This is a genomic window from Cellulosimicrobium funkei (genome assembly GCF_900155925.1).
Taxonomy (GTDB): domain Bacteria; phylum Actinomycetota; class Actinomycetes; order Actinomycetales; family Cellulomonadaceae; genus Cellulosimicrobium; species Cellulosimicrobium funkei.
Window position 1 is genome coordinate 39,999 of record NZ_FTMI01000007.1, and the last position, 20,878, is coordinate 60,876.

The 20,878-nt window shown below is 74.5% G+C and carries 19 protein-coding genes; 10 read left to right on the forward strand and 9 right to left on the reverse strand.

What is annotated here, in order from left to right; all coding sequences use genetic code 11:
* Positions 1-2: 2 nt before the first annotated feature.
* Positions 3-782, forward strand: a complete 780-nt coding sequence (pstB, locus tag BXA05_RS16405; protein WP_021481981.1) for a phosphate ABC transporter ATP-binding protein PstB — start codon at positions 3-5, stop codon at positions 780-782.
* 96 nt (positions 783-878) lie between these two features.
* On the opposite strand, the gene BXA05_RS16410 is transcribed toward pstB, so the two are convergent.
* Together BXA05_RS16410 and BXA05_RS16415 are read right to left on the reverse strand one after the other, a co-directional pair.
* On the reverse strand, positions 879-1,406 hold the full coding sequence (locus tag BXA05_RS16410; RefSeq protein WP_021481982.1) for a septum formation family protein: 528 nt from the start codon (positions 1,404-1,406) through the stop codon (positions 879-881).
* Between the two features lie 107 nt (positions 1,407-1,513).
* Complete coding sequence (locus tag BXA05_RS16415) at positions 1,514-1,945, reverse strand: hypothetical protein (RefSeq protein ID WP_082774771.1); 432 nt, start codon at positions 1,943-1,945, stop codon at positions 1,514-1,516.
* A 421-nt stretch (positions 1,946-2,366) separates the two neighbouring features.
* Here BXA05_RS16415 and BXA05_RS16420 point away from each other — a divergent pair, with 421 nt between their 5' ends.
* From BXA05_RS16420 to ispF, 3 genes are all read left to right on the forward strand, one after another.
* Positions 2,367-2,849: a CarD family transcriptional regulator gene (locus BXA05_RS16420; RefSeq protein WP_031315710.1), complete on the forward strand. Its 483-nt coding sequence runs from the start codon at positions 2,367-2,369 to the stop codon at positions 2,847-2,849.
* A 104-nt stretch (positions 2,850-2,953) separates the two neighbouring features.
* Positions 2,954-3,700: a 2-C-methyl-D-erythritol 4-phosphate cytidylyltransferase gene (gene ispD, locus BXA05_RS16425; protein WP_076406334.1), complete on the forward strand. Its 747-nt coding sequence runs from the start codon at positions 2,954-2,956 to the stop codon at positions 3,698-3,700.
* A complete protein-coding gene (gene ispF / locus BXA05_RS16430) occupies positions 3,697-4,266 on the forward strand; it encodes a 2-C-methyl-D-erythritol 2,4-cyclodiphosphate synthase (protein ID WP_083711970.1) in 570 nt (189 codons plus the stop codon). Before ispD ends, ispF begins: the two co-directional genes overlap by 4 nt.
* A gap of 2 nt (positions 4,267-4,268) precedes the next feature.
* Here the strand turns inward: ispF and BXA05_RS16435 are convergent, their stop codons facing one another.
* Positions 4,269-4,838, reverse strand: a complete 570-nt coding sequence (locus BXA05_RS16435) for an LpqN/LpqT family lipoprotein (protein ID WP_076406162.1) — start codon at positions 4,836-4,838, stop codon at positions 4,269-4,271.
* Between the two features lie 157 nt (positions 4,839-4,995).
* Here BXA05_RS16435 and BXA05_RS16440 point away from each other — a divergent pair, with 157 nt between their 5' ends.
* Positions 4,996-5,634 carry a TetR/AcrR family transcriptional regulator gene (locus BXA05_RS16440; RefSeq protein WP_081599891.1) on the forward strand — a complete coding sequence of 213 codons (639 nt, stop codon included), beginning with the start codon at positions 4,996-4,998 and terminating at the stop codon, positions 5,632-5,634.
* Between the two features lie 46 nt (positions 5,635-5,680).
* Here BXA05_RS16440 and BXA05_RS16445 read toward each other — a convergent pair whose 3' ends face one another.
* On the reverse strand, positions 5,681-7,090 hold the full coding sequence (locus tag BXA05_RS16445; RefSeq protein WP_076406164.1) for an FAD-linked oxidoreductase, L-gulonolactone oxidase family: 1,410 nt from the start codon (positions 7,088-7,090) through the stop codon (positions 5,681-5,683).
* 44 nt (positions 7,091-7,134) lie between these two features.
* On the opposite strand from BXA05_RS16445, the gene BXA05_RS16450 reads away from it, so the two are divergent.
* The 3 genes from BXA05_RS16450 (at position 7,135) to rlmB (ending at position 11,171) form a co-directional block, all read left to right on the forward strand.
* On the forward strand, positions 7,135-8,400 hold the full coding sequence (locus BXA05_RS16450) for an alanine racemase (protein ID WP_083711992.1): 1,266 nt from the start codon (positions 7,135-7,137) through the stop codon (positions 8,398-8,400).
* A gap of 74 nt (positions 8,401-8,474) precedes the next feature.
* Positions 8,475-9,905, forward strand: a complete 1,431-nt coding sequence (cysS, locus tag BXA05_RS16455) for a cysteine--tRNA ligase (RefSeq protein WP_076406166.1) — start codon at positions 8,475-8,477, stop codon at positions 9,903-9,905.
* Between the two features lie 249 nt (positions 9,906-10,154).
* Positions 10,155-11,171, forward strand: a complete 1,017-nt coding sequence (gene rlmB / locus BXA05_RS16460) for a 23S rRNA (guanosine(2251)-2'-O)-methyltransferase RlmB (protein ID WP_034654007.1) — start codon at positions 10,155-10,157, stop codon at positions 11,169-11,171.
* Between the two features lie 75 nt (positions 11,172-11,246).
* Here rlmB and BXA05_RS16465 read toward each other — a convergent pair whose 3' ends face one another.
* From BXA05_RS16465 to BXA05_RS20130, 5 genes are all read right to left on the reverse strand, one after another.
* On the reverse strand, positions 11,247-12,512 hold the full coding sequence (locus BXA05_RS16465) for a DUF4032 domain-containing protein (protein WP_034654006.1): 1,266 nt from the start codon (positions 12,510-12,512) through the stop codon (positions 11,247-11,249).
* Positions 12,513-12,582: 70 nt separating this feature from the next.
* On the reverse strand, positions 12,583-14,256 hold the full coding sequence (locus tag BXA05_RS20120; protein WP_076406169.1) for a discoidin domain-containing protein: 1,674 nt from the start codon (positions 14,254-14,256) through the stop codon (positions 12,583-12,585).
* A 215-nt stretch (positions 14,257-14,471) separates the two neighbouring features.
* Positions 14,472-15,596 carry an ABC transporter ATP-binding protein gene (locus BXA05_RS16475; protein ID WP_043660349.1) on the reverse strand — a complete coding sequence of 375 codons (1,125 nt, stop codon included), beginning with the start codon at positions 15,594-15,596 and terminating at the stop codon, positions 14,472-14,474.
* A 280-nt stretch (positions 15,597-15,876) separates the two neighbouring features.
* Complete coding sequence (otsB, locus tag BXA05_RS20125; RefSeq protein ID WP_170963189.1) at positions 15,877-16,731, reverse strand: trehalose-phosphatase; 855 nt, start codon at positions 16,729-16,731, stop codon at positions 15,877-15,879.
* Positions 16,728-18,206 carry an alpha,alpha-trehalose-phosphate synthase (UDP-forming) gene (locus tag BXA05_RS20130; protein WP_308200599.1) on the reverse strand — a complete coding sequence of 493 codons (1,479 nt, stop codon included), beginning with the start codon at positions 18,204-18,206 and terminating at the stop codon, positions 16,728-16,730. The genes otsB and BXA05_RS20130 overlap by 4 nt, the downstream gene beginning before the upstream one ends.
* Positions 18,207-18,422: 216 nt before the next feature.
* On the opposite strand from BXA05_RS20130, the gene BXA05_RS16490 reads away from it, so the two are divergent.
* Positions 18,423-20,162, forward strand: coding sequence for a serine/threonine-protein kinase (locus tag BXA05_RS16490; protein WP_076406342.1), 1,740 nt, complete (start codon positions 18,423-18,425; stop codon positions 20,160-20,162).
* A gap of 55 nt (positions 20,163-20,217) precedes the next feature.
* Positions 20,218-20,793 (forward strand): hypothetical protein, encoded by a 576-nt coding sequence (locus tag BXA05_RS16495; protein WP_076406171.1) that lies wholly within the window; start codon positions 20,218-20,220, stop codon positions 20,791-20,793.
* The last annotated feature ends 85 nt before the right edge of the window (positions 20,794-20,878 follow it).

Consider the following 20,878-nt stretch of genomic DNA (forward strand, 5'->3'; position numbering starts at 1 on the left):
CGATGGCACAGCGCATCGACGTCAAGGACCTCAACATCTACTACGGCGACTTCCTCGCGGTGCAGGACGTCGGCATGACGATCGAACCCCAGTCCGTGACGGCCTTCATCGGCCCGTCCGGCTGCGGCAAGTCGACGTTCCTGCGGACGCTCAACCGCATGCACGAGGTGATCCCCGGCGCGCGCGTCGAGGGGACCGTCGCGATGGAGGGCGTCGACCTCTACGGCGACGACGTCGACCCGGTCGCCGTCCGCCGCCAGGTCGGCATGGTCTTCCAGCGGCCGAACCCGTTCCCCACGATGTCCATCAAGGAGAACGTGCTCGCGGGGGTGAAGCTCAACAACAAGCGCATCTCGAAGTCCGACGCCGAGGACCTCGTCGAGTCGTCGCTGCGCGGCGCGAACCTGTGGAACGAGGTGAAGGACCGCCTCGACCGCCCGGGCTCGGGCCTCTCCGGCGGCCAGCAGCAGCGCCTGTGCATCGCGCGCGCGATCGCCGTCAAGCCCCAGGTGCTCCTCATGGACGAGCCGTGCTCGGCGCTCGACCCGATCTCCACGCTCGCGATCGAGGACCTCATCGCCGAGCTCAAGGACGAGTACACGATCGTCATCGTCACGCACAACATGCAGCAGGCGGCGCGCGTGAGCGACCGCACCGCGTTCTTCAACATCGCGGGCACCGGCAAGCCCGGGCGCCTCATCGAGATGGACGACACCGCGACGATGTTCTCCTCGCCCACGCAGCAGGCCACCGAGGACTACATCTCCGGCCGCTTCGGGTGACCTCAGCCCGTCCGTCACGACCCCGGCCCGACGCCCGACGGCGCCCCTCCCCACGCGGGGAGGGGCGCCGTCGGGCGTGCGGGACGGATCAGGGGATCAGGTGGCGCTGCCCTGGAGCGAGCCCGTGACGTCGGTGCCGTTCGTGTCGAGGACGCACTGGACCACGCGGTCGCCCTGCCGGTTCCAGCCGTCCGCGCGCGGCGTGAAGTACCAGTACTCGTGCGCCGACTCCTCGTAGGGGAGCCCCACGAACGGCTCGAACGCGCCGTAGCAGAACTCCTCGGCGCTCGTGGTCACGGCCTCGTCACCGGGGTAGTCGCCCGCGGGGAGCTCGGTCTCGGCGTAGACCTCGGCGTCGTGCGGCTCCGAGCACGGCACGACGGGCACGGACTCGACGAGGTCCGCGTCGTCCAGCTTCGAGGAGACGATGCAGTCGCCGACCTGGACCGAGAAGACGTCGGCGTCCGACGCCTCGGTCACCTCGCCGCCGGGCTCGTCGCGCTGGGCGTCGGCGGGCCCGGAGATCTCGTCGAGGATCGCGCCGCAGCCCGACGCGGTCAGGGCGAGGGCGACGGCGCTCACGACGAGGACGAGCGGCCGGCGGGTGGAGCGGGGGAGGGTCACCAGGGTTCCTTCGGTACGAGGCCCCGACCAGGGTGGTGGGGCGGCACGCGAAGGCTAGCGCCGGGCGGTGACACGAGCCGAGCCGATTTCCGGCGCGACCTGGGCGGTCACGGCAGGAGGTGCGCGTACTCCTCGAGGGTGCCGTCGAGGACGGGGAGGGAGAGGGTCTGCTCCTCGCCCGTCGTCGTGCTCACCGTGACGGGCAGCATCGCGCCGGGGGCCGCGTCGACGCGGCCGATCTGCGCGTCGAAGCCGTCCTCGGCGCCGAGGTAGACCGTCTCGCCGGCCGCGACGGGGATCGTCACCGGCGCGCCGCCCTCGGGCGTCACGTCGAACTCCACGTCCTCCGTCGAGTCGTTGGCGAAGGCCCCGACGAGGGCGCCCGGCTCGCCGTCCTCCGCGCTCACGACGAGCAGGTTGAGCCCGCGCAGCTCGCTGGTGAGGTCGACCCGCAGGCCGTCGGAGGGGGAGTACGGGCGGTTCGTCTCGATGGGGGAGCAGGCGGACGCGAGGGCCACACCGGCGACCAGGAGGGGCACGGCCCAGGCGCGCGCACGGCCGGTCGCTCGGGACTCCGCACGGGTCGAGGCTCGGGGGGTCGGGATGCGGGTCACGTGCACTCCAGGGCTGCAAGAAGGGGGACGGGATTCCGCGCCCAGCCTAGTGCGTCGGGAGGGCGCGGGCGGCCGGAACGGCCGGCTCGCGACCGCGGCGTGAGCGGCGTCACGTGGCTCCGGGCGCGCCGGGACGGTGGTCGTCGTGCGAGGTGAAGGTCCGGAAAGGGCCCGCGGGGCGCTCCCGAAGGGCCGAAGGGGCCCCTCCTCGAGATTCGTCAGGCGCGCTGACACGGCTCTGACCTGGGCGAACGTGCTGGTGACGGGCTTGTCAAGGGGCGCAGGGGCTCGGATTTCCGCCCTTCCGCGTGGTAAGGTGGACCACCGCGAAAGGGGACATCTGCAGATGACGTTCACAGTAGGCGAGACCGTTGTCTACCCGCACCACGGAGCCGCACTGATCGAGGAGATCAAGACGCGCACCATCCGCGGAGAGGACAAGATCTACCTCAAGCTCAAGGTCGCGCAGGGCGACCTGACCATCGAAGTCCCAGCCGAGAACGTCGACCTCGTCGGCGTGCGTGACGTCGTCGGCCAGGAGGGTCTCGACCGCGTGTTCGAGGTGCTTCGTGCACCCTACACCGAGGAGCCGACCAACTGGTCGCGCCGGTACAAGGCGAACCTCGAGAAGCTCGCGTCGGGCGACGTGATCAAGGTCGCCGAGGTCGTGCGCGACCTCTCCCGCCGCGACGCCGACCGCGGTCTGTCCGCCGGCGAGAAGCGCATGCTCTCGAAGGCACGGCAGATCCTCGTCTCGGAGCTCGCGCTGGCCGAGCACACCGAGGAGGACAAGGCCGAGGCGATCCTCGACGAGGTGCTCGCCTCCTGACGTCCCGGGCCGCGGCCCGCGCAGTCAGCGCCACAGACCCCCGGGGAGGGCGCCGTCCGTACGGACGGCGCCCTCCCCGTCGTCGTGCCCGGTAGCGTGTGCGCGTGCCGACTCTCGCCGTCCTCACCGCCGCAGGCTCCGGGACCCGCCTCGGGCTGGACCTGCCCAAGGCCCTCGTCGAGCTCGACGGCCTCCCGCTCGTGGCGCACGCTGCCCGGCGGCTGTGCGCGTCCGGGGTCGTGGACGCGCTCGTCGTGACCGCGCCGCCCGGGCTGCGGGACCACGTCGCGACGCTCCTGGCCGACGACCCCGCGGTCGACCGGCCGGTCCGGGTGGTCGAGGGCGCGGGGACCCGTCAGGCCTCCGTGGCGGCCGGTCTCCGGGCCGGCCGCGACCTCTCGGAGGGCGACGTGCCCGCCGACGTCGTGCTCGTCCACGACGCCGCACGGCCCCTCGCGCCGCCGTCGCTGGTCCGCCGCGTCGTCGCGGCCGTGCGCGCGGGCCACGGGGCCGTCGTGCCGGGGCTCCCCGTCACGGACACGATCAAGCGCGTCGCCCCCGCGGGCGCGGAAGACGCGTCCGGCGCGGAGCCCGTGGTCGAGACGGTCGACCGGAGCGCGCTGCGCGCCGTCCAGACCCCGCAGGGGTTCGAGGGCGAGCTCCTGGCCCGCGCGCACGCGGCAGCGGCGCACCGCGCGGACGACGAGTCCGTCGCCGCGACCGACGACGCCGGGCTGGTCGAGGCGCTGGGCGTCCCGGTCCACGTGGTGCCCGGCGACGCCGCGGCGGCCAAGATCACCACCGCGCACGACCTCCGGGTCGCGGCGCTCACGCTCCGGGAGGACCGATGACCACCCCTGCAGGCTCCACCGGGACACCGGCCGAGACGCCCACCACCGCACCGGCCGCCGCGGGCCCCGTCCCGGCGCTCCCGCGCACGGGCATCGGGGTGGACGTCCACGCCTTCGCGCCCGAGGGCGAGGATCGAGCGCTGTGGCTGGGCGGTCTGCACTGGCCGGGCGAGCGCGGGCTCGCCGGGCACTCCGACGCCGACGTCGCGGCGCACGCCGCCGCGGACGCGCTGTTCTCGGCCACCGGCCTGGGCGACCTCGGCTCGAACTTCGGCACGAGCGCGCCCGAGTGGGCGGGCGCGAGCGGTGCGAGCCTGCTCGCGGAGGCCGCGCGCCGGGTGCGGGCCGCGGGGTTCGAGATCGGGAACGTGGCCGTCCAGGTGATCGGCAACCGGCCGCGCCTCGGGCCGCGCCGCGCGGAGGCGGAGGCGGCGCTCGGGGCGGCCGCGGGCGCCCCGGTGACCCTCACGGCGACCACGACCGACGGGCTGGGCCTCACCGGGCGCGGCGAGGGCGTCGCGGCGGTCGCCACGGCCCTCGTGGTCCGGGTCGCGCCGCCCGCCTGACGTCAGCCCGCGGGCGCGACCTGGACGCTCTCGAGGATCGCGCGCGCCTGCGCGGCGCCGTCGGCGTCGTCGACGGCGTACGACGCCGTGAGGTCGACGACCCACGCGTCCGGCCCGTCGCCCGTCCGCACGGCCACGATCTCCTGCGCGACGGCGGTGCCCGCGGCGTCGTACGTCCCGGCCACGCGGTAGGCGGGCAGCCCGGCGAGGGTCGTGGGGCCCTGCCCGTCGGGATCGGGCACCCAGCCGGGGATCGAGGCGACCGCCGCCGTCGTCGCGGCGCCCGCCTCGTCGACGGTCTGCGCCGACTGCTTGCCGGTGACGACGACGTTCGCCCGGAAGTCCTCGGAACCGGTGCCGCTCGGCGCGCGCAGCAGGAACGCGCCGTCGCGGGTGCCGCGCTCCCAGCCCGGGGGCGCGGTCACCTGGACCGGGATCTCGGGGACGTCGTGCACGACCGGCTCCGTGCCGCCCGAGGCGTCCTCGGGCCCGCCGCAGCCCGCGAGGGCGAGCGCGACGGTCGCCGTGAGGGCGAGCGTCCAGGGGGAGCGGGGCAGGCGCGGTCGGGGCACGAGAGTCCTTCGTCGGGGGTGGGGCCGGGGCTGGTCCGGCTCGTCATTCTCGCCCGCTCCCGTCCGGCGTGCCAGGCCCGCCACCTGCCTCTACGATCGCTGGAAGCGCATCGATGTGTTTGACTTTCCCAAGAACGACACATGGGATGAATCGCACATGAACCGAATGTCCGTCGAGGAACGCCGAGCCCAGCTCGTCGACGCCGCGATGACCATCGCCGTCCGCGAGGGCGTCGAGGCCGTGACCATCCGCGGCGTCGCGGCCGAGGCCGGGGTCTCGCTCGGCGTCGTGCACTACTGCTTCGAGGACAAGGACGAGCTCCTCCAGGCGATGGGCAACAGCCTCGCGCTCGTGGCCTCCGAGCCCGTCCGGTCCGCCCTCGACGTCGAGGGCGACGTCGTGGCGCTCGCCCACGCCGCCGCCGACGGCCTGTGGAGCGGGCTGACGCCGCGTCGTCACATGCGGCTCCTCACCTTCGAGTTCGCGACGGCGGGCGTGCGCAGCCGCGCGCTGCGCTCCGTCGCGCACACGCACCTCGAGCAGACCTGGGCGATGACGCGCGGGTTCCTCGAGAACGTGGCCGAGCGGGGGAACGTCAGCTACACGATGGACATGGGGTTCCTGTCCCGGGTCGTCGCGGGGTACATCGACGGGATCGAGATCGCGTGGCTCGTCGAGCAGGACGACGAGACGGCGGTCCGCAGCTTCCACGCGCTCGCCGAGTACGTGCTGTCGATGATGGTGCGGCCCGACGGCTCGCCGGTGCGGGAGCACGGTCCCGAGCCCGTCCCCTGACGGGCGGACGACGTCCCGTCCCCTGACGGGTCCGGGACGTCGCCGGTCAGCGCCGCGCGGCCGGGGCCGGGCCGAGCACGCGGTCGGTGTAGCCGTTCGCGAACACGCCCTCGGGGTCCGTCGCGTCGCGGACGGCGACGGCGTCGTCGAACCGCGGGTAGAGCTCCCGGAACCGGTCCGCCGCCAGGCCGTGCATCTTGCCCCAGTGCGGGCGGCCACCCACCTCGGCGACGATGCGCTCGACGGCGTCGAAGTACCGCTCGTGCGGCAGGCGCGCGTACTGGTGCACGGCGACGTAGGCGGTCTCGCGCCCGTGGGCCGTGGAGAGCCACACGTCGTCGGGCGCCGCGAACCGGACCTCGACGGGGAACGGCACGTGCTCGCCGGACCGGTCGAGCCACGCGTCGATGCTCGACAGCACGTCGACGAGGTGCTCGCGCGGCACGGCGTACTCCATCTCGCGGAACCGGACGCGGCGCGACGTGACGAACACGTGGTGCGACGGCGCGACGTACGTACGCGGCGCGAGCGCCCGCGCGGAGACCGCGTTGAGGCGCGGCGTGACGCGCGGGACCGCGGTCGCGAGCCGGTTCACGAGCTCGAACGCGCCGTTCGACAGGAGCTCCTCGTCGACCCACGTGCGCGCCCGCGCGACCGGCCCGGGGCCCGTGGTGCGCAGCCGCTCGAGCTCGACGGCCTCCTCGTCGGGCGCGAGGCGGTTGTTGCGCTTGGTCAGCGCCCGGCGGGTGTGGGGGAACCAGTAGAACTCGAAGTGGTCGTTGCCGCCGACGAGCCCGTCGGGGTCGTCTGGCGTGCCGAGCCGCTCGAGCACGCGGTCGAGCGGCCACGGCTCCTCCTGCGCGCGCAGGAGGAACGCCGGGACCACCTCGAGCGTCACGGCGGACAGGATGCCCGTGACCCCCAGCCCGAGCCGGCTGACCTCGAACAGGCCCGGCTCGTGCCCGGGCGACGCCTCGCGCACCTCGCCGTCGGCCCCGACCACGCGGACGCCGCGCACCTGCGTCGCGAGGCCGCCGAGGCGTGCCCCGGTGCCGTGCGTGCCGGTCGAGATCGCGCCCGCGACCGACTGCCTGTCGATGTCGCCGAGGTTGCGCATCGCGAGCCCCGCGGCGGCGAGGGCCTCGTTGAGCCGGTGCAGGCGGATGCCCGCCCCGACGGTCACGAGGATCGCGTCGCCGTCGGTGCCGTCCGCCCCGCCGCGTGCGATGCGCTCGACGAGGCTCAGCCGGTCGAGGTCGAGCAGCAGGCCGTCCGTCACGGCGGCCGGGGTGAACGAGTGTCCGGCGCCCACCGCGCGGACGGGCATCCCCTCCGCCGCGGCGCGGGCGACGAGGCCGCCCAGCTCCGCCTCGTCGCGCGGCGAGGCCCGACGGCGCGGCGTCGCGGAGGCCGTGCGGGCCCAGTTGGTCCAGGAGAGGGCGTCGTCGCTGCTCACAGGTCGTACTGTCTCACGCCCGACGGGTGGCGTACGTTCTCCCCATGACGACCCACACGGCATCGGGGGCGGACCAGGGCGCGGGCCCGCAGGACCGTGACGAGCGGGGCGCGACACCGTCGCTCCTGGCCCGCCTGACCCGCGCGACCGCGACGCTCGACGGCCCGCTCGCCGTCGTCGACCTCGACCGGTTCGACGCCAACGCCGACGAGCTGCTCGCGCGCGCGGGCGGCGTCCCCGTGCGGGTCGCGTCGAAGTCCGTGCGGGTGCGCTCCCTCGTCGCGCGTGCGGGCGAGCGGGGCTTCCAGGGCGTCATGGCGTACTCGGTGCGCGAGGCGCTGTGGCTCGTCGAGTCGGGCGTCCACGACGTCCTCGTGGGCTACCCGTCGGTCGACCGCGGGGCGCTCGCGGCGCTCGCCCGCCACGAGGCCGGCCGGCGCGAGGTCACGCTCATGGTCGACGACGCCGCGCACCTGGAGCTCGTGCGCCACGCGCTCGCCGAGACCGGCACCGGGGACGAGCCGCCCGTGCGGGTGTGCCTCGACGTGGACGCGTCGCTGCGCGTGGGCCTCGGTCTCGTGACGGTCCACCTGGGCACGCGCCGCTCGCCCCTGCACGGTGCGCGCGACGTCGCGTCGCTCGCCGCCCGGGTCGTCTCGACGCCCGGTCTCGCGCTGCGGGGCCTCATGTTCTACGAGGCGCAGGTCGCCGGGATGCCGGACTCCAGCCTCGCCGTCCGCGCGGTCAAGCGGCTCTCGGTGCTCGAGCTGGGCGAGCGGCGCGGCGAGGTCGTCGCGGCGGTGCGGGACGTCGTCGGGCACGACCTCGAGCTCGTGAACTCGGGCGGCACGGGGTCGCTCGAGACGTCGTCCGCCGACGCGGTCGTGACCGAGGTGACGGCCGGGTCGGGCCTGTACGTCCCGGGCCTGTTCGACGAGTACCGCGCGTTCCGGCCTCGGCCGTCGGCGTTCTTCGGCCTCGACGTCGTGCGCGTCCCGGGCCCGGGCTGGGCGACGGCGTTCGGCGGCGGGTACGTCGCGTCCGGCCCGGCGACCCGCAGCCGGCTGCCGCGCGTCGTGACGCCGGGATGGTCGCTCACGGGCCGCGAGGGTGCGGGCGAGGTGCAGACGCCGCTGCACCGGTCGCGCGGCGCCGGGGCGCCCGACCTGGGCGTGGGAGACCGCGTCTGGTTCCGCCACGGCAAGGCCGGCGAGGCCATGGAGCGGTTCGACCGCGTGCACCTCGTGCGCGGCGACGAGGTCGTCGACGTGGTCCCGACGTACCGCGGCGAGGGCAAGAGCTTCGGCTGACGCGGCGAGGACGGGCCGGACGACGCCCCGGCGTCGCTTCGGCCGCGACGGTGCGTCCCCGGTACCCTTGCGGCGTGACCCTTCGCCTGTTCGACACCGCCACGCGGGACGTGCGCGACTTCGTCCCCCTGACCCCGGGCGAGGTCGGCATCTACCTGTGCGGCGCCACCGTCCAGGCCGCCCCCCACATCGGGCACATGCGCTCGGCCGTCGCGTTCGACGTCCTCGTGCGCTGGCTCCGGCGCGGCGGCGCGCGGGTGACGCTCATCCGCAACGTCACCGACATCGACGACAAGATCCTCGCGAAGTCCGCCGACGCGGGCGAGCCCTGGTGGGCCTGGGCCGCGACGTACGAGCGCGCGTTCACCGCCGCGTACGACGCCCTGGGCGTGCTGCCCCCCACGTACGAGCCGCGCGCGACGGGCCACGTCCCGGACATGGTCGAGCTCATGCAGCGCCTCGTCGAGCGCGGCCACGCCTACACCACCGGCCCCGGCGACGTGTGGTTCGACGTGCGGTCCTGGCCCGAGTACGGCGCGCTCACCAACCAGCGCCTCGAGGACCTCAACCCCGTGCCCGACGACGTCCCCGCCGACGCCGAGGAGGCCGCCGCCAAGCGCGACCCGCGCGACTTCGCGCTCTGGAAGGCCCCCAAGCCGGGCGAGCCGGAGACCGCGTCGTGGGACACGCCGTTCGGGCGCGGCCGTCCGGGCTGGCACCTCGAGTGCTCCGCCATGGCGCGCCGCTACCTCGGCGACACGTTCGACCTCCACGGGGGCGGCCTCGACCTGCGCTTCCCCCACCACGAGAACGAGCAGGCCCAGTCGCGCGCCGCGGGCTACGGGTTCGCGCAGCACTGGCTGCACAGCGCGTGGGTCACGCAGGGCGGCGCCAAGATGAGCAAGTCGCTCGGCAACGGGCTGCTCGTGCGCGAGGTCCTCGCGACCACGAGCCCCGCCGTGCTGCGCTACGCGCTCGCGTCCGTGCAGTACCGCTCGATGCTCGAGTGGACGCCCGCCACGGTCGTCGAGGCCGAGGCGACGTGGGAGCGGCTGGCGGGCTTCGTCGAGCGGGCGACCGAGCGGGTCGGCGGGGTCGACGACGTGCGCGACGCCGAGCTCCCGACCGCCTTCACCGCGGCGATGGACGACGACCTCAACGTGCCGGCGGCGCTGGCCGTCGTGCACGAGCACCTGCGCGCGGGCAACGCGGCGCTCGCGGACCGGACGACGGCCGCGGACGCCGTCGCGCGCCACCACCTCGTGGCGGTGCGCGCGATGCTCGACGTGCTCGGGCTCGACCCGGGCGACGCGCAGTGGGCCGACCGCGGCGACTCGCGCTACGCGGCGGTGCTCGACGCCGTGGTGGGCGCGGAGCTCGCGGCGCGGGCCGAGGCGCGCGCGTCGCGGGACTTCGCGACGGCCGACGCGATCCGCGACCGGCTCGCCGCGGCAGGCGTCGCGGTCGAGGACTCGGCCGACGGCGCGCGCTGGACCCTCGCCTGACGCCCGCCGGACGACGGCCGGGAGCCACCCGCCGGCGCACGAGACAGAGCTCCGGTAGCACGAGATAGAGCTCCGGTAACGCGAGGTAGAGCTCTGGTAGCGCGCGGGAGAACCCTGGTGACGACCACGGTTCCCCCTCGGCGGGGTGTCTGGGGGACACTGGACCCAGGAGCGAGACACGCACGCCGGGCGCCGAACCCGACGTGGACTGACCTGAACTGACCTGAACGACGACACGATCGGTGCACCATGGCTGGCAACTCACAACGACGCGGCGCGACCCGCAAGCCCGGAAGCAAGAAGGGCGCGACCGTCGGCTCGGGCGGGCAGCGGCGCAAGGGCCTCGAGGGCCGCGGGCCGACCCCGAAGGCCGAGGACCGCGTCTACCACGCGGCGCACAAGCGCAAGGTGGCCGACGAGAAGCGCGCGACCGGGCGCGGCGGCCCGGCGCGCGGCACCGAGCGTGCCGGCACGTCGCGCGGCGGGGCCTCGCGCGGTGGCGGCCCCAAGGGCCGCGGGTCGGTCCAGGAGGTCGTCGCGGGTCGCAACTCGGTCCTGGAGGCGCTGCGCGCGCGCATCCCCGTCGAGGTGGTCTACCTCGCGTCGCGCCTCGACGCCGACGACCGCACGCGCGAGATCGTCGACATCGTCGCGGGCCGCGGCTACGACCTCCTCGAGGTGGGCAAGCCCGAGCTCGACCGTCTCACCGACGGGGCCGTGCACCAGGGCGTCGCGATCAAGGTCCCGCCGTACGAGTACGCGGACGTCGACGACCTGCTCGACGCCGCCGAGGAGTCGGGGCGGCCGCCGCTCGTCGTCGCGCTCGACGGCGTCACGGACCCGCGCAACCTCGGCGCGGTGCTCCGCTCCGCGGGCGCGTTCGGCGCGCACGGCGTCCTCGTGCCCGAGCGCCGCGCCGCGGGCGTCACCGCGTCCGCGTGGAAGGTCTCGGCGGGTGCCGCCGCGCGCGTCCCGGTCGCCCGGGCGACCAACCTCGTGCGCGCGCTCGGTGAGCTGAAGAAGGCGGGGTGCTTCGTCGTCGGGCTCGACGCGGGCGGCACCACGGCGATCGGCGACCTCGAGCTCGCCACCGAGCCGCTCGTCGTCGTCGCGGGGTCGGAGGGCAAGGGCCTGTCCCGCCTCGTGCGCGAGGCGTGCGACGTCGTCGCGTCCATTCCCATCGGGTCGGACACGGAGTCGCTCAACGCCGCCGTCGCGACGGGCATCTCGCTCTACGAGGTCGCGCGCCTGCGGCGCGAGGCCTGACGCCGGCGCGCCCGGCAGCACTCACCGTCACGCGTCGCCCCGCCGGTCCTCGGACGGCGGGGCGACGCGCGTCCGTCAGCCGTAGTACTCGGGGTCCTTCTCGCCCGGCGCGAGGCCGAGGATCGCCTTCTCGTCCGGGCGGTGGCGCAGGACGTTCTCCACGTACGACTGCGTCGCCTCCGCCATCGGCACGTCGCGACCGGCGCGCTCCGAGATGAACCAGCGGTGGTCGAGGATCTCGTGGAAGAGCTGCGCCGGCTCGAGCTTGCGGCGCAGGTTCCGCGGCACGGCCTGGATCGTGGGCTCGAACACGCCGCTCAGCCAGTCGTGCGCGACGAACTCCTCGTCGTCGTTCTGCCGCTCGGCCGCCGCGCGGAACGAGTCCAGGTCGTTGAGCAGACGGCGGGCCTGGTTCTCCTGCACGTCGAGGCCGGTGAGGCGCAGCAGGCGTCGCGAGTGGTGCCCCGCGTCCACGACCTTCGGCTGGATCTGCACGGTCGTGCCGTCGATGTCGGTCGTGATCGCGAGCTCGTCGACGTCGAACCCGAGGTTGTTGAGGTGCTCGATGCGGGCCGCGACGCGCCACCGCTCGTTCGCGTCGAACGACTCGGACGTCGTCAGCGCCTCCCACAGCTCCTCGTAGCGCGCGACGAGCGCGTCGCCGATCGCGACCTCGTCCACGTCCTCGTCGAGCAGCTCGCCGGCGGCGAGGTCCATGAGCTCGCCGATGATGTTCGTGCGCGCGAGGTCGACGTCGTACGAGCGCTGGCCGGGGGAGAGCTCGCGGTGCAGGTCACCCGTCTCGGCGTCCACGAGGAAGGCGGCGAACGTCTCCGCGTCGCGCCGGAACAGCGTGTTCGACAGCGACACGTCGCCCCAGTAGAAGCCCACGAGGTGCAGGCGCACGAGGAGGACGGCGAGCGCGTCGATGAGGCGCGTGGCCGTGTCCGGCCGCAGCGACTGGCTGAACAGCGCGCGGTAGGGGAGCGAGAACTGGAGGTGCTCGGTGATGAGCACGGCCTCGAGCCGCTCGCCGTTCGCGTCCTGGCGTCCGGTGATGACGCCCACCGGGACGACGCTCGGCACCTCGAGCCGGCGGAGCTGCCGCAGCAGCTCGTACTCGCGGTACGCGACCGTCTCGCCGATCTCCTTGATCGCGATCACCCGCCCGGAGAGGCGGACGAACCGCACGATGTGCCGCGAGATGCCGCGGGGGAGGGCGGCGAGCGTCTCCGCCGGCCATTCCTCGAGCGGGACGTCCCAGGGCAGGTCGAGGAGCGCCGGGTCGGGGGCCGACGCGGTGATCTGCAGGTTGTGCACCGTCACGGGTCCATTGTCCATGGTCGTGGGGCCCGGGCGGGGCGGGCCCGACCCGTGAGGTCGGACCCGCCCCGCGACGAGGTGCCGCAGGTCAGGCGCAGGCGACCGCGTCGTGGTCGACCTCGACCGTCGACGTGACGTCCTCGCCGTCGACCGTCGCGGTGCCGGTGACGGTCACCGACCCGTTCTCGACGGAGGTGGAGCGCACCGCGAACGACTGGTACGCGTTCGCGCCCGGGGCGACGTCGGCCACCTCGCGGGTGCCGTACGGCGTCGCGAGCGTCACGTCGACCGGCTGGTCCTCGCCGTTCGCGGCGCGGACGGCGACGTACGCCTGGCCGGCGAGGCAGCGCGCCTGCACCTCGACGTCGAGGTCCAGCTGTCCGGCCGGTGCGCCGTAGACCTCGAGCTCGTAGAGGGAGAAGCCCCACTGCGTCGCGCGCTCGGTGAGGTAGAGCCGCACGTGCCGGCCCGTCCCGGTGATCTCCAGGTCGTCGAACCCGCCGTCACCGTCCGTGACGGTGCGGACCGTGGTCCAGGTCTCGCCGTCGGGCGACGTCTGGACCTCGTAGCCCGACCCGTACGCCGTCTCCCAGTCGACGACGACGCGGCTCAGGTCGTAGCTCGCGCCGAGGTCCACCGCGATCCACTCGGGCTCGCTCCACGCGCTGCTCCAGCGGGTCCCGGCGTTGCCGTCGACCGCCTTCTCGGGCTCGTGGCCGGCCTCGTCGATGCTGGAGGCCGTCACGGGCCGGCCCAGGGCGAGCGAGTCCTCGTCCTCCTCGCCGCCCCCGTCGTCGGACCGGAAGCAGCGCAGGTACTGGTAGGACTCCGCGGAGGTCTCGAACGACGGTGCCCAGTCCCACTCGTAGGTGAAGTACTCGACGTAGGGCTCGGCGGCGGCGATGATCGCCGGGAGGTCGAGCTCGCCGCGGCCGAGCGCGACCTGCCGCATGTCGCCCGGCGCGTCGACGTTCACGGCGTCCTTGATGTGGAGCAGCTCGATGCGGTCCCCGTGCTCCTCGATCCACGCCGGGACGTCGAGGCCGGCGTCGGCGGCCCAGCCGACGTCGAGCTCGAACGTGACGTAGCGCGGGTCGGTGTTCTCCTCGATGACCTCCCAGGCACTGACCGTCTCGCCCGTCCCCGGGTGGGTGTACCGCGTGGTGAACTCGCTCTGGTGGTTGTGCAGCACGATCTTGTTCGCGCCGTTCTCGTGCGCGTACTTCCCGAGCTCGTTCACGTACGCCGCGGTGGCGACCGCCTCGTCGTAGGTGCCGTAGCCGCCCGCCATGCCGCCGGTCCCGATGTAGTCCTGGCCCAGCGCGACGGCGTACGCGACCGTCGCGGGCCACGTGGCCCGGTCCGTGCTGCCGTGGCTCGACGACACCTGGAGGCCGTGCCGGTCGAGGATCGCCCGGTAGTCGTCGACCGGCATCGCGTAGGGCTGGTTGTACGGCTCGACGTTCGTGAACCCGGCCGCGGCCACCTCGCCGAGCACGCGGTCGAGGGTCTCCGGTGACGGGGTCCCCGAGCCGCCGAGCTCGCCCACGTGCGTGTAGAGCTGGATCGAGATCTTGGAGTCGGGGAGGCCGTCGTCCGCGTCGCACGTGACGGCGGCGGTGGTCGACGGACCCGCGGACGGCGCGGGCCCGACGGGCGCTGCGACGGCCGGCGCGGTGGCGAGCGCGGTCGCGACGAGCGCGCCGGTGGCCAGCGCCGCGCCGAGGCGCCGGGCGCGCGGGGAGGGGGACGGGATCTGCATGAGGCTCCAATTGACAGCGTTGTCGATTTGGGTGACGAACAGACGACTTTTGGCGTCGTGTGTGCAAAAGCAGTCTTGAGGTCCCCCATGACCCTGTCAAGGGCACGGACCCGGCGGGTCGGCGGGAGGGCGTGCCTCGCCGTCGCGAGCCCGGAACGCCGCAGGGCGGGCCCTCCCGACCGGGAGGACCCGCCCTGCGGCGGTGGTGCGGGGTGTCAGCTGATGCGCTGGCCCGAGGCGGCACCGAAGACGTGCGACTGACCCGGGCGGATCGTCACGTAGATGCGCTCGCCCTTGGCCGGGACGTTGCGCGGGTCGACGCGGACGATGACCTGGTTGTCGCCGGCGCCCGAGTGGACGTCGGCCTGCGAGGCCAGGTCGCCCTTGAGCGTGCCGTAGACGAACGCGTCGGAGCCGAGCTCCTCGACGATGTTGACCTCGACCGGGAACGCGGCCTCGTTGGCCTGCGACACGACGTCGAGGGCCTCGGGACGGAAGCCGATCGTCACCTTGCCGTTGTCGGCCTCGGTGATCTTGGCGGCCGTCTCGCGCTCGAGCGCGATGCGCGCGGGGCCGACCTCGGCGACGCCGTTGCTGACCGCGAACGTGCCGATGTTCATCGCCGGCGAGCCGATGAAGCCCGCGACGAAGACGTTGGCCGGCGTGTCGTACATCTCGCGCGGCGTGCCGACCTGCTGGAGCAGGCCGTCCTTGAGGACCGCGATGCGGTCGCCCATGGTGAGGGCCTCGGTCTGGTCGTGCGTGACGTAGACCGTCGTGACACCGAGGCGGCGCTGGAGCGACGCGATCTGGGTGCGCGTCTGGACGCGGAGCTTGGCGTCGAGGTTCGACAGCGGCTCGTCCATGAGGAACACCTGCGGCTGACGCACGATCGCACGGCCCATCGCGACGCGCTGGCGCTGACCACCGGAGAGCGCCTTCGGCTTGCGGTCGAGGTACTCGGTGAGGTCGAGGATCTTCGCGGCCTCCTCGACGCGCTGGCGGATCTCCGCCTTCGGCGTGCCGGCGATCTTCAGCGCGAAGCCCATGTTGTCCGCGACGGACATGTGCGGGTACAGCGCGTAGTTCTGGAACACCATCGCGATGTCGCGGTCCTTCGGCTGGACGTCCGTGACGTCGCGGTCGCCGATGTAGATGTGTCCGCCGTTGACGTCCTCGAGGCCCGCGAGCATGCGGAGCGAGGTCGACTTGCCGCAGCCCGAGGGGCCGACGAGGACGAGGAACTCGCCGTCCTCGATGTGCAGGTTGAGCTGGTCCACGGCAGGACGCTCGGTCCCGGGGTAGACGCGGGTTGCGTGGTCGTAGGTGACCGTAGCCATGACTGGTACATCCCTCCACCGGCAGGTACGTGCCGGACGATCCGTTGTGCAGTGACGTGCCACGTCGACGTAGCTGTTCGCGATGGCGGACGAGCGTGTCTTCGACGACACAGAAGAAGTCGGACCCCCTCCGGAACGGGCAGGGGACCCGACGTCATCGTGGACCCGATCCTACTCCCGGTCCTGAGTGCTTCGTCACAGCGTCGGTCACGATCCGGTAGCGGTTCGGTGCGGGCGGCAGGGCCCGCCGGACGCGCGCCCGGCGGAGCCTGCCCCGGGATCAGGCCTCCCGGCGCTCCAGGAGGTCCGCGAGGAGGTCGAGCACCGCGGCGAGCGCGTCGGCGTCGGGCACGCGCTGCTCGGCGAGCGTGTCGCCGTCGCCCACCTTGACGCCCAGGTCGCCCGGGCCGAGCACGGCGAACGCCGTCTCGTCGGTCGTGTCGTCGCCCGCGTAGAGCACGCGCGTGCGCGCGTCGGGGCGCCCGGCGTCCTGCCCGACGACGTCCCGCAGCCGGTCCACCGCCTCGCCCTTCGACGTCTCGACGACCGCGACCTCGACGACGTCCTTCCCGTGCATCGCGTGCAGCCCGAGCCGCTCGGCGACCGCGTCGGCCAGGTGCTCGGCGGCCTGCGTGTCCGCCGCCGAGGCGAGCCGCGTGTGCAGGACGGCGGCGCTCGGCTTCTCCTGCACCCACGCGCCCTCCCGCCCCGCGACGGCCTCGGCCATGCCCGCGCGCAGGGCGGCGAGGTGGTCCGCCTGCTCCGGCGTGAGGTCGAGCGGGACGGCGTCGAGCCCGTCCTCGGTCACGTGCCCGGTCTCGGCGCCGTGGCTGCCCACGAGGTACGTGCCGACGGGCGGCTCGCTGCGGTCCGCGAGGTCCGCGAGGTTGCGGCCCGAGACGAGGGCGAGGCGCGTCGTCGTGCCGACGAGCGCGGCGGCCAGCCGGTCGACGGCGGCCCGGGCGGACGGCGCCATGCGCGCGGCGAGCGGGTCGTCGACGAGCGGCGAGAGCGTGCCGTCGAAGTCGAGCGCGACGAGCCGCGCGGCGGGTGCGCCGTCCGCGTCCGCCGCGAAGGCGCGCACGGCGTCGGCGACCGGCCCGGGCACGGGCGCGGGGTGGTGCGTCGCGGTCACGCGCCCTGCTCCGCGGGCTCGTCGGCGCCCTGGCGGGCGTCCTGCGGCGCACCCGGCTCGTCGTCCCCCGGGCGGCGGCGCGGCACGCGCGACGGCATCGCGGTGAGGACGCCGAGGAACGACTCGGACCACCGTGCGACGTCGTCGGTGAGGACCTTGCGACGCAGCCGGCGCATGCGCTTGCGCTGCTCGCGGTGGTCCATGTGCGCGGCCGCGACGATGATGTCCTTCATCCCGTCGATGTCGTGCGGGTTGACGAGGAGCGCGCCGGACGAGAGCTCGTCGGCGGCGCCCGTGAACTCGGAGAGCACGAGCACCCCGCGGTCGTCGGAGCGGGCCGCGACGTACTCCTTCGCGACGAGGTTCATACCGTCGCGCAGCGCCGTGACGAGCATGACGTCGGCCGCGAGGTACAGCGCGGCCATCTCCTCGGGCGGGTAGGAGTGGTGCAGGTAGTGGATCGCAGCGTGCCCGATCTCCGCGTACTCGCCGTTGATGCGGCCCACCGCGCCCTCGACGTGCTCGCGCAGCTCCTGGTAGGCGTCGACGTTCTCGCGGCTCGGGCTCGCGACCTGGACGAGCGTGGCGTGCTCGACGTCGAGGCGGCCGTCCTGCAGCAGCTCGCCGTACGCCTTGATGCGGTGCCGGATGCCCTTGGTGTAGTCGAGGCGGTCGACGCCGAGCATCATGATGTCCGGGTCGCCGAGGTCCGCGCGGATCTCGCGCGAGCGCTGCTGGACCTCGGGCGTGCGGGCGAGCTCGTCGAACCGGCGCGAGTCGATCGAGATGGGGAACGCGGCGGCGCGGACGTGGCGGTCGCGCCCGTCCTCGCCCGGGACCGTGATGATCGGCCCGCGCGTCGTGTGGGCGCGCAGCCGTCGCACCGCGCGGATGAAGTTCGCGGCGTCGCCCGCGCGCTGGAAGCCCACGAGGTCCGCGCCCAGCAGGCCGTCGATCACCTGGCGGCGCCACGGCAGCTGCTGGAACAGCTCGAGCGGGGGGAACGGGATGTGGTTGAAGAACCCGATCCGCACGTCCGGGCGCTGGGCGCGGATCATCTGCGGCACGAGCTGGAGCTGGTAGTCGTGCACCCAGACGACGGCGCCCGGCGCCGCCTGCGCGACGGCGGCGTCGGCGAAGCGCTGGTTGACGCGGCGGTACGCGTCCCACCACGTGCGGTGGTACGTGGGCGGCGAGATGACGTCGTGGTAGAGCGGCCAGAGCGTGTCGTTCGAGAAGCCCTCGTAGTACCGCTCGATCTCGTCGGCCGAGAGCGTCACGGGCACGAGGCGCATCTCGTCGGCGTCGAACGGCTCGCTCGCCAGGTCGGGCGCGCCGGACCAGCCGACCCAGGCGCCGTCGGACGCCTGCATGACGGGCTCGAGCGCCGTGACCAGGCCTCCGGGCGACCGCTTCCACTCGATCTCACCGCCGGGGCCGACCGTGAAGTCCACGGGCAGCCGGTTGGCCACCACGACGAGATCGAATCCCTCTTTGCCTGTCAATGGACCTCTCCTTGAGCTTCGATGAATCGCGCCTGGGCGGCCCAGGGTAGTCCGCTCGTCGGGCGCATGGACGGGTCGTCCGGTGCCGGTCGCGTGCCGGACGCCGCCCCGGGCCGGGTCGCCCACCGGTCCCGTCGGGGCCGCACCCTCCAGCGCCGGCCCGTCCACTGCGGCTACCTTGTCACCATGGAGGAGCCCACGCAGCGCGTCGAGGCGCGGAACGTCGCCGGGGGGCCGTCGCGCGGACCCGCACCCGGCAGCGAGGTCGGGGGCTACCACATCGGTGCGCGGCTCGGGTCCGGCGCCATGGGCACCGTCCACAGCGCGCACGACGGCGGCGGCAACCTCGTCGCGATCAAGCTCCTGCACGCGCACGTCGACCTCGACGCCGCCGCGCAGGGCCGCGAACGGCTGCGCCGCGAGGCCCGCGCCCTCCAGCGCCTGCGGCACCCCGCCGTCGCGCAGATCCTCGACGTCGAGCTCGACGGCCCGGACGCGTTCATCGTCACCGAGCTCGTCGACGGACCCACGCTCGAGGACGAGATCGCCGAGGGCGGGCCGCTCGACGCCTGGGACCTCTACGAGCTCGCCGACCAGCTCGCCGCCGCGCTCGAGGCCGTGCACGCGGCCGGCGTCGTGCACCGCGACCTCAAGCCGAGCAACGTCATGGTGTCCTCGCGAGGCCCGGTGCTCATCGACTTCGGCATCGCCCAGGGGCTCGAGGACGCGCGCGTCACGTCCACGGGCCTCGTCATGGGCACCCCGGGGTACCTGGCGCCGGAGCTGCTCGAGGGCGCGGCCCCCAGCGTGGACACCGACTGGTGGGGGTGGGCGGCCCTGCTCGCCTACGCCGCGACCGGGCGGGCGCCGTTCGGCGTGCGCCCGACGGACGTCGTGCTCGCCCGCGCGCGCAGCGGACGCCCCGACCTCGCCGGCCTGGGGCCCGTCACCGCGCGCGCGATCGGTCGTGCGCTGCACGCCGACCCGGCGCAGCGCCTCGGGCCGACCGAGGTCGTGGCCGCCCTGCGGCACGCGGCCGACACCGGCGACGCCGCGCCCGCGACCCAGGTGGTCGCGCCGCCCACCGGACCGACCCAGGTGGTGCCGCCCGTCGCCGTCGTGCCCGGCGGCACGGGGGCCCAGGAGTGGACCGGCGCGTCCGCGTGGACCGGCCAGGCCCAGGTCGTGCCGCCGCCCCTGCCCACGTCGCAGGCGCAGGTCAACGACGGCCGCACGATGGCCGTCCCCGTCGGGCACGACCTCATGGACGACCTCGGCGCCCCTCCCCTCGGCGAGGACGGCGAACCGCTCTACGTGCGCCCCGTGCCCGCGGCACGGCGCACCGCGCTGCTCCTGCTCGCCGTGCCGCTCGTGCTGCTCGGCGGGACGTACCCCGGCGTGGCGTTCGTCGTGCTGTCGGTGCTGGTCGTGCTCGCGCGCGTCGTCGGCGTGACGACCGAGTCGCTGCACGCGCGGCGCGAGCGGCGCGGCGTCTCGTCGCGGGACACGGTGCGCGCGGTCGCGGCGTCGCCGTGGTACGTCGTGCGCGCGCTCGTCGGCGCGCTCCCGTCCCTCCTGGTCGCGGCGTGCGCCGCGGTGCTCGTGGTCGTGGCCGGGTGGTGGTTGCTCGAGTCCGACCGCTGGGTCGTCGTCGAGGGTCCCGACGGCGGCAACGCGCCCGTCGTGACGACCGTGCTGCTCTGCCTCGCGGCGGTCGCGGCGGTGACCCTGGCCTGGGTCGGGCCCCTGACGCACCTCACGCGGTACGGGACGCGGACCGCGCTGGCGCGGCTCGCCCCCGGACGCACGGGGACGCTCGTCCTCGCCGGCCTGGGACTCGTGCTCACCGTCGTGACCCTCGTGCTCCTCGCGGGCGACCCGGGCGTCACGTGGTGGCCGTTCCCCGGCCCGCCGTCGCTGCGCTGAGCCGGCACCGGCCCTTCCCAGCCCGCTGCCAGGCCGCGCGCGTAGGATGGGCGCCGTGCTCCGGACGACGGTGCCGCGCGCCCTGTCGCGCGGCGTGACGCGCACGTCCGTCGTGCCCGCAGCCGGCCGTCTGCTCGGCCCCGCGCTCCTGCTCCTCACCCTCCTCGCCGCCGTGGTGACGCACCTCGCCGACCGCGGGTACGCCGTCGTGCACCAGTGCGTGACGGTGCCGGGGGTGTGGGGAGCCGCCGGGATGCACCTCGCGCTCGTCCACGAGGTGCCGGACTGCCCGTCGGGCACCGCGCTCGGGGGCGACCCGGCCGCCATGGTCACCGTCGTGGGCGCGCTCGCGCTGCCCGTCGTCGTGGCCCACGCGGCGGCGGCTGCCGTCGCGTGGGGGCTCTCCGCGTGGGCGCGACGCGCGCACGAGCGCTCCCGCGCCGTCGTGACCGGGGCCGGGCGTGCGCTGCGCGCCGTGCTCCGGGGGGCGCTGCGCCCCGTGGGGTCGCTCGTCGGGGTCGCGCGCCGCGTCGTGCGCCCGGTGCCCGACGCCGTCCCCACCGCGCTGCACCACCTCGCCGACGCGGTGGTGCGCACCCGGCGCGGGCCTCCGCAGGTCGCGCTCGTCTGACGACGTCGTCGGACGCACGGCCCGCGCGACCCCGTCGGCGCGCACCCTGACACATCCCCAGCTCTCGGCACTCCCTCGGAGGACG

What these genes read in the sequence shown, in the direction of transcription:
- BXA05_RS16475 (WP_043660349.1), bottom strand. Translation starts at nt 15,596, where the DNA reads ATGGCTACGGTCACCTACGACCACGCAACCCGCGTCTACCCCGGGACC.
- ispF (WP_083711970.1), top strand. Translation starts at nt 3,697, where the DNA reads ATGACCACCCCTGCAGGCTCCACCGGGACACCGGCCGAGACGCCCACC.
- BXA05_RS16490 (WP_076406342.1), top strand. Translation starts at nt 18,423, where the DNA reads ATGGAGGAGCCCACGCAGCGCGTCGAGGCGCGGAACGTCGCCGGGGGG.
- BXA05_RS16465 (WP_034654006.1), bottom strand. Translation starts at nt 12,512, where the DNA reads ATGGACAATGGACCCGTGACGGTGCACAACCTGCAGATCACCGCGTCG.
- BXA05_RS16440 (WP_081599891.1), top strand. Translation starts at nt 4,996, where the DNA reads ATGAACCGAATGTCCGTCGAGGAACGCCGAGCCCAGCTCGTCGACGCC.
- BXA05_RS20120 (WP_076406169.1), bottom strand. Translation starts at nt 14,256, where the DNA reads ATGCAGATCCCGTCCCCCTCCCCGCGCGCCCGGCGCCTCGGCGCGGCG.
- BXA05_RS16420 (WP_031315710.1), top strand. Translation starts at nt 2,367, where the DNA reads ATGACGTTCACAGTAGGCGAGACCGTTGTCTACCCGCACCACGGAGCC.
- rlmB (WP_034654007.1), top strand. Translation starts at nt 10,155, where the DNA reads ATGGCTGGCAACTCACAACGACGCGGCGCGACCCGCAAGCCCGGAAGC.
- BXA05_RS16450 (WP_083711992.1), top strand. Translation starts at nt 7,135, where the DNA reads ATGACGACCCACACGGCATCGGGGGCGGACCAGGGCGCGGGCCCGCAG.
- pstB (WP_021481981.1), top strand. Translation starts at nt 3, where the DNA reads ATGGCACAGCGCATCGACGTCAAGGACCTCAACATCTACTACGGCGAC.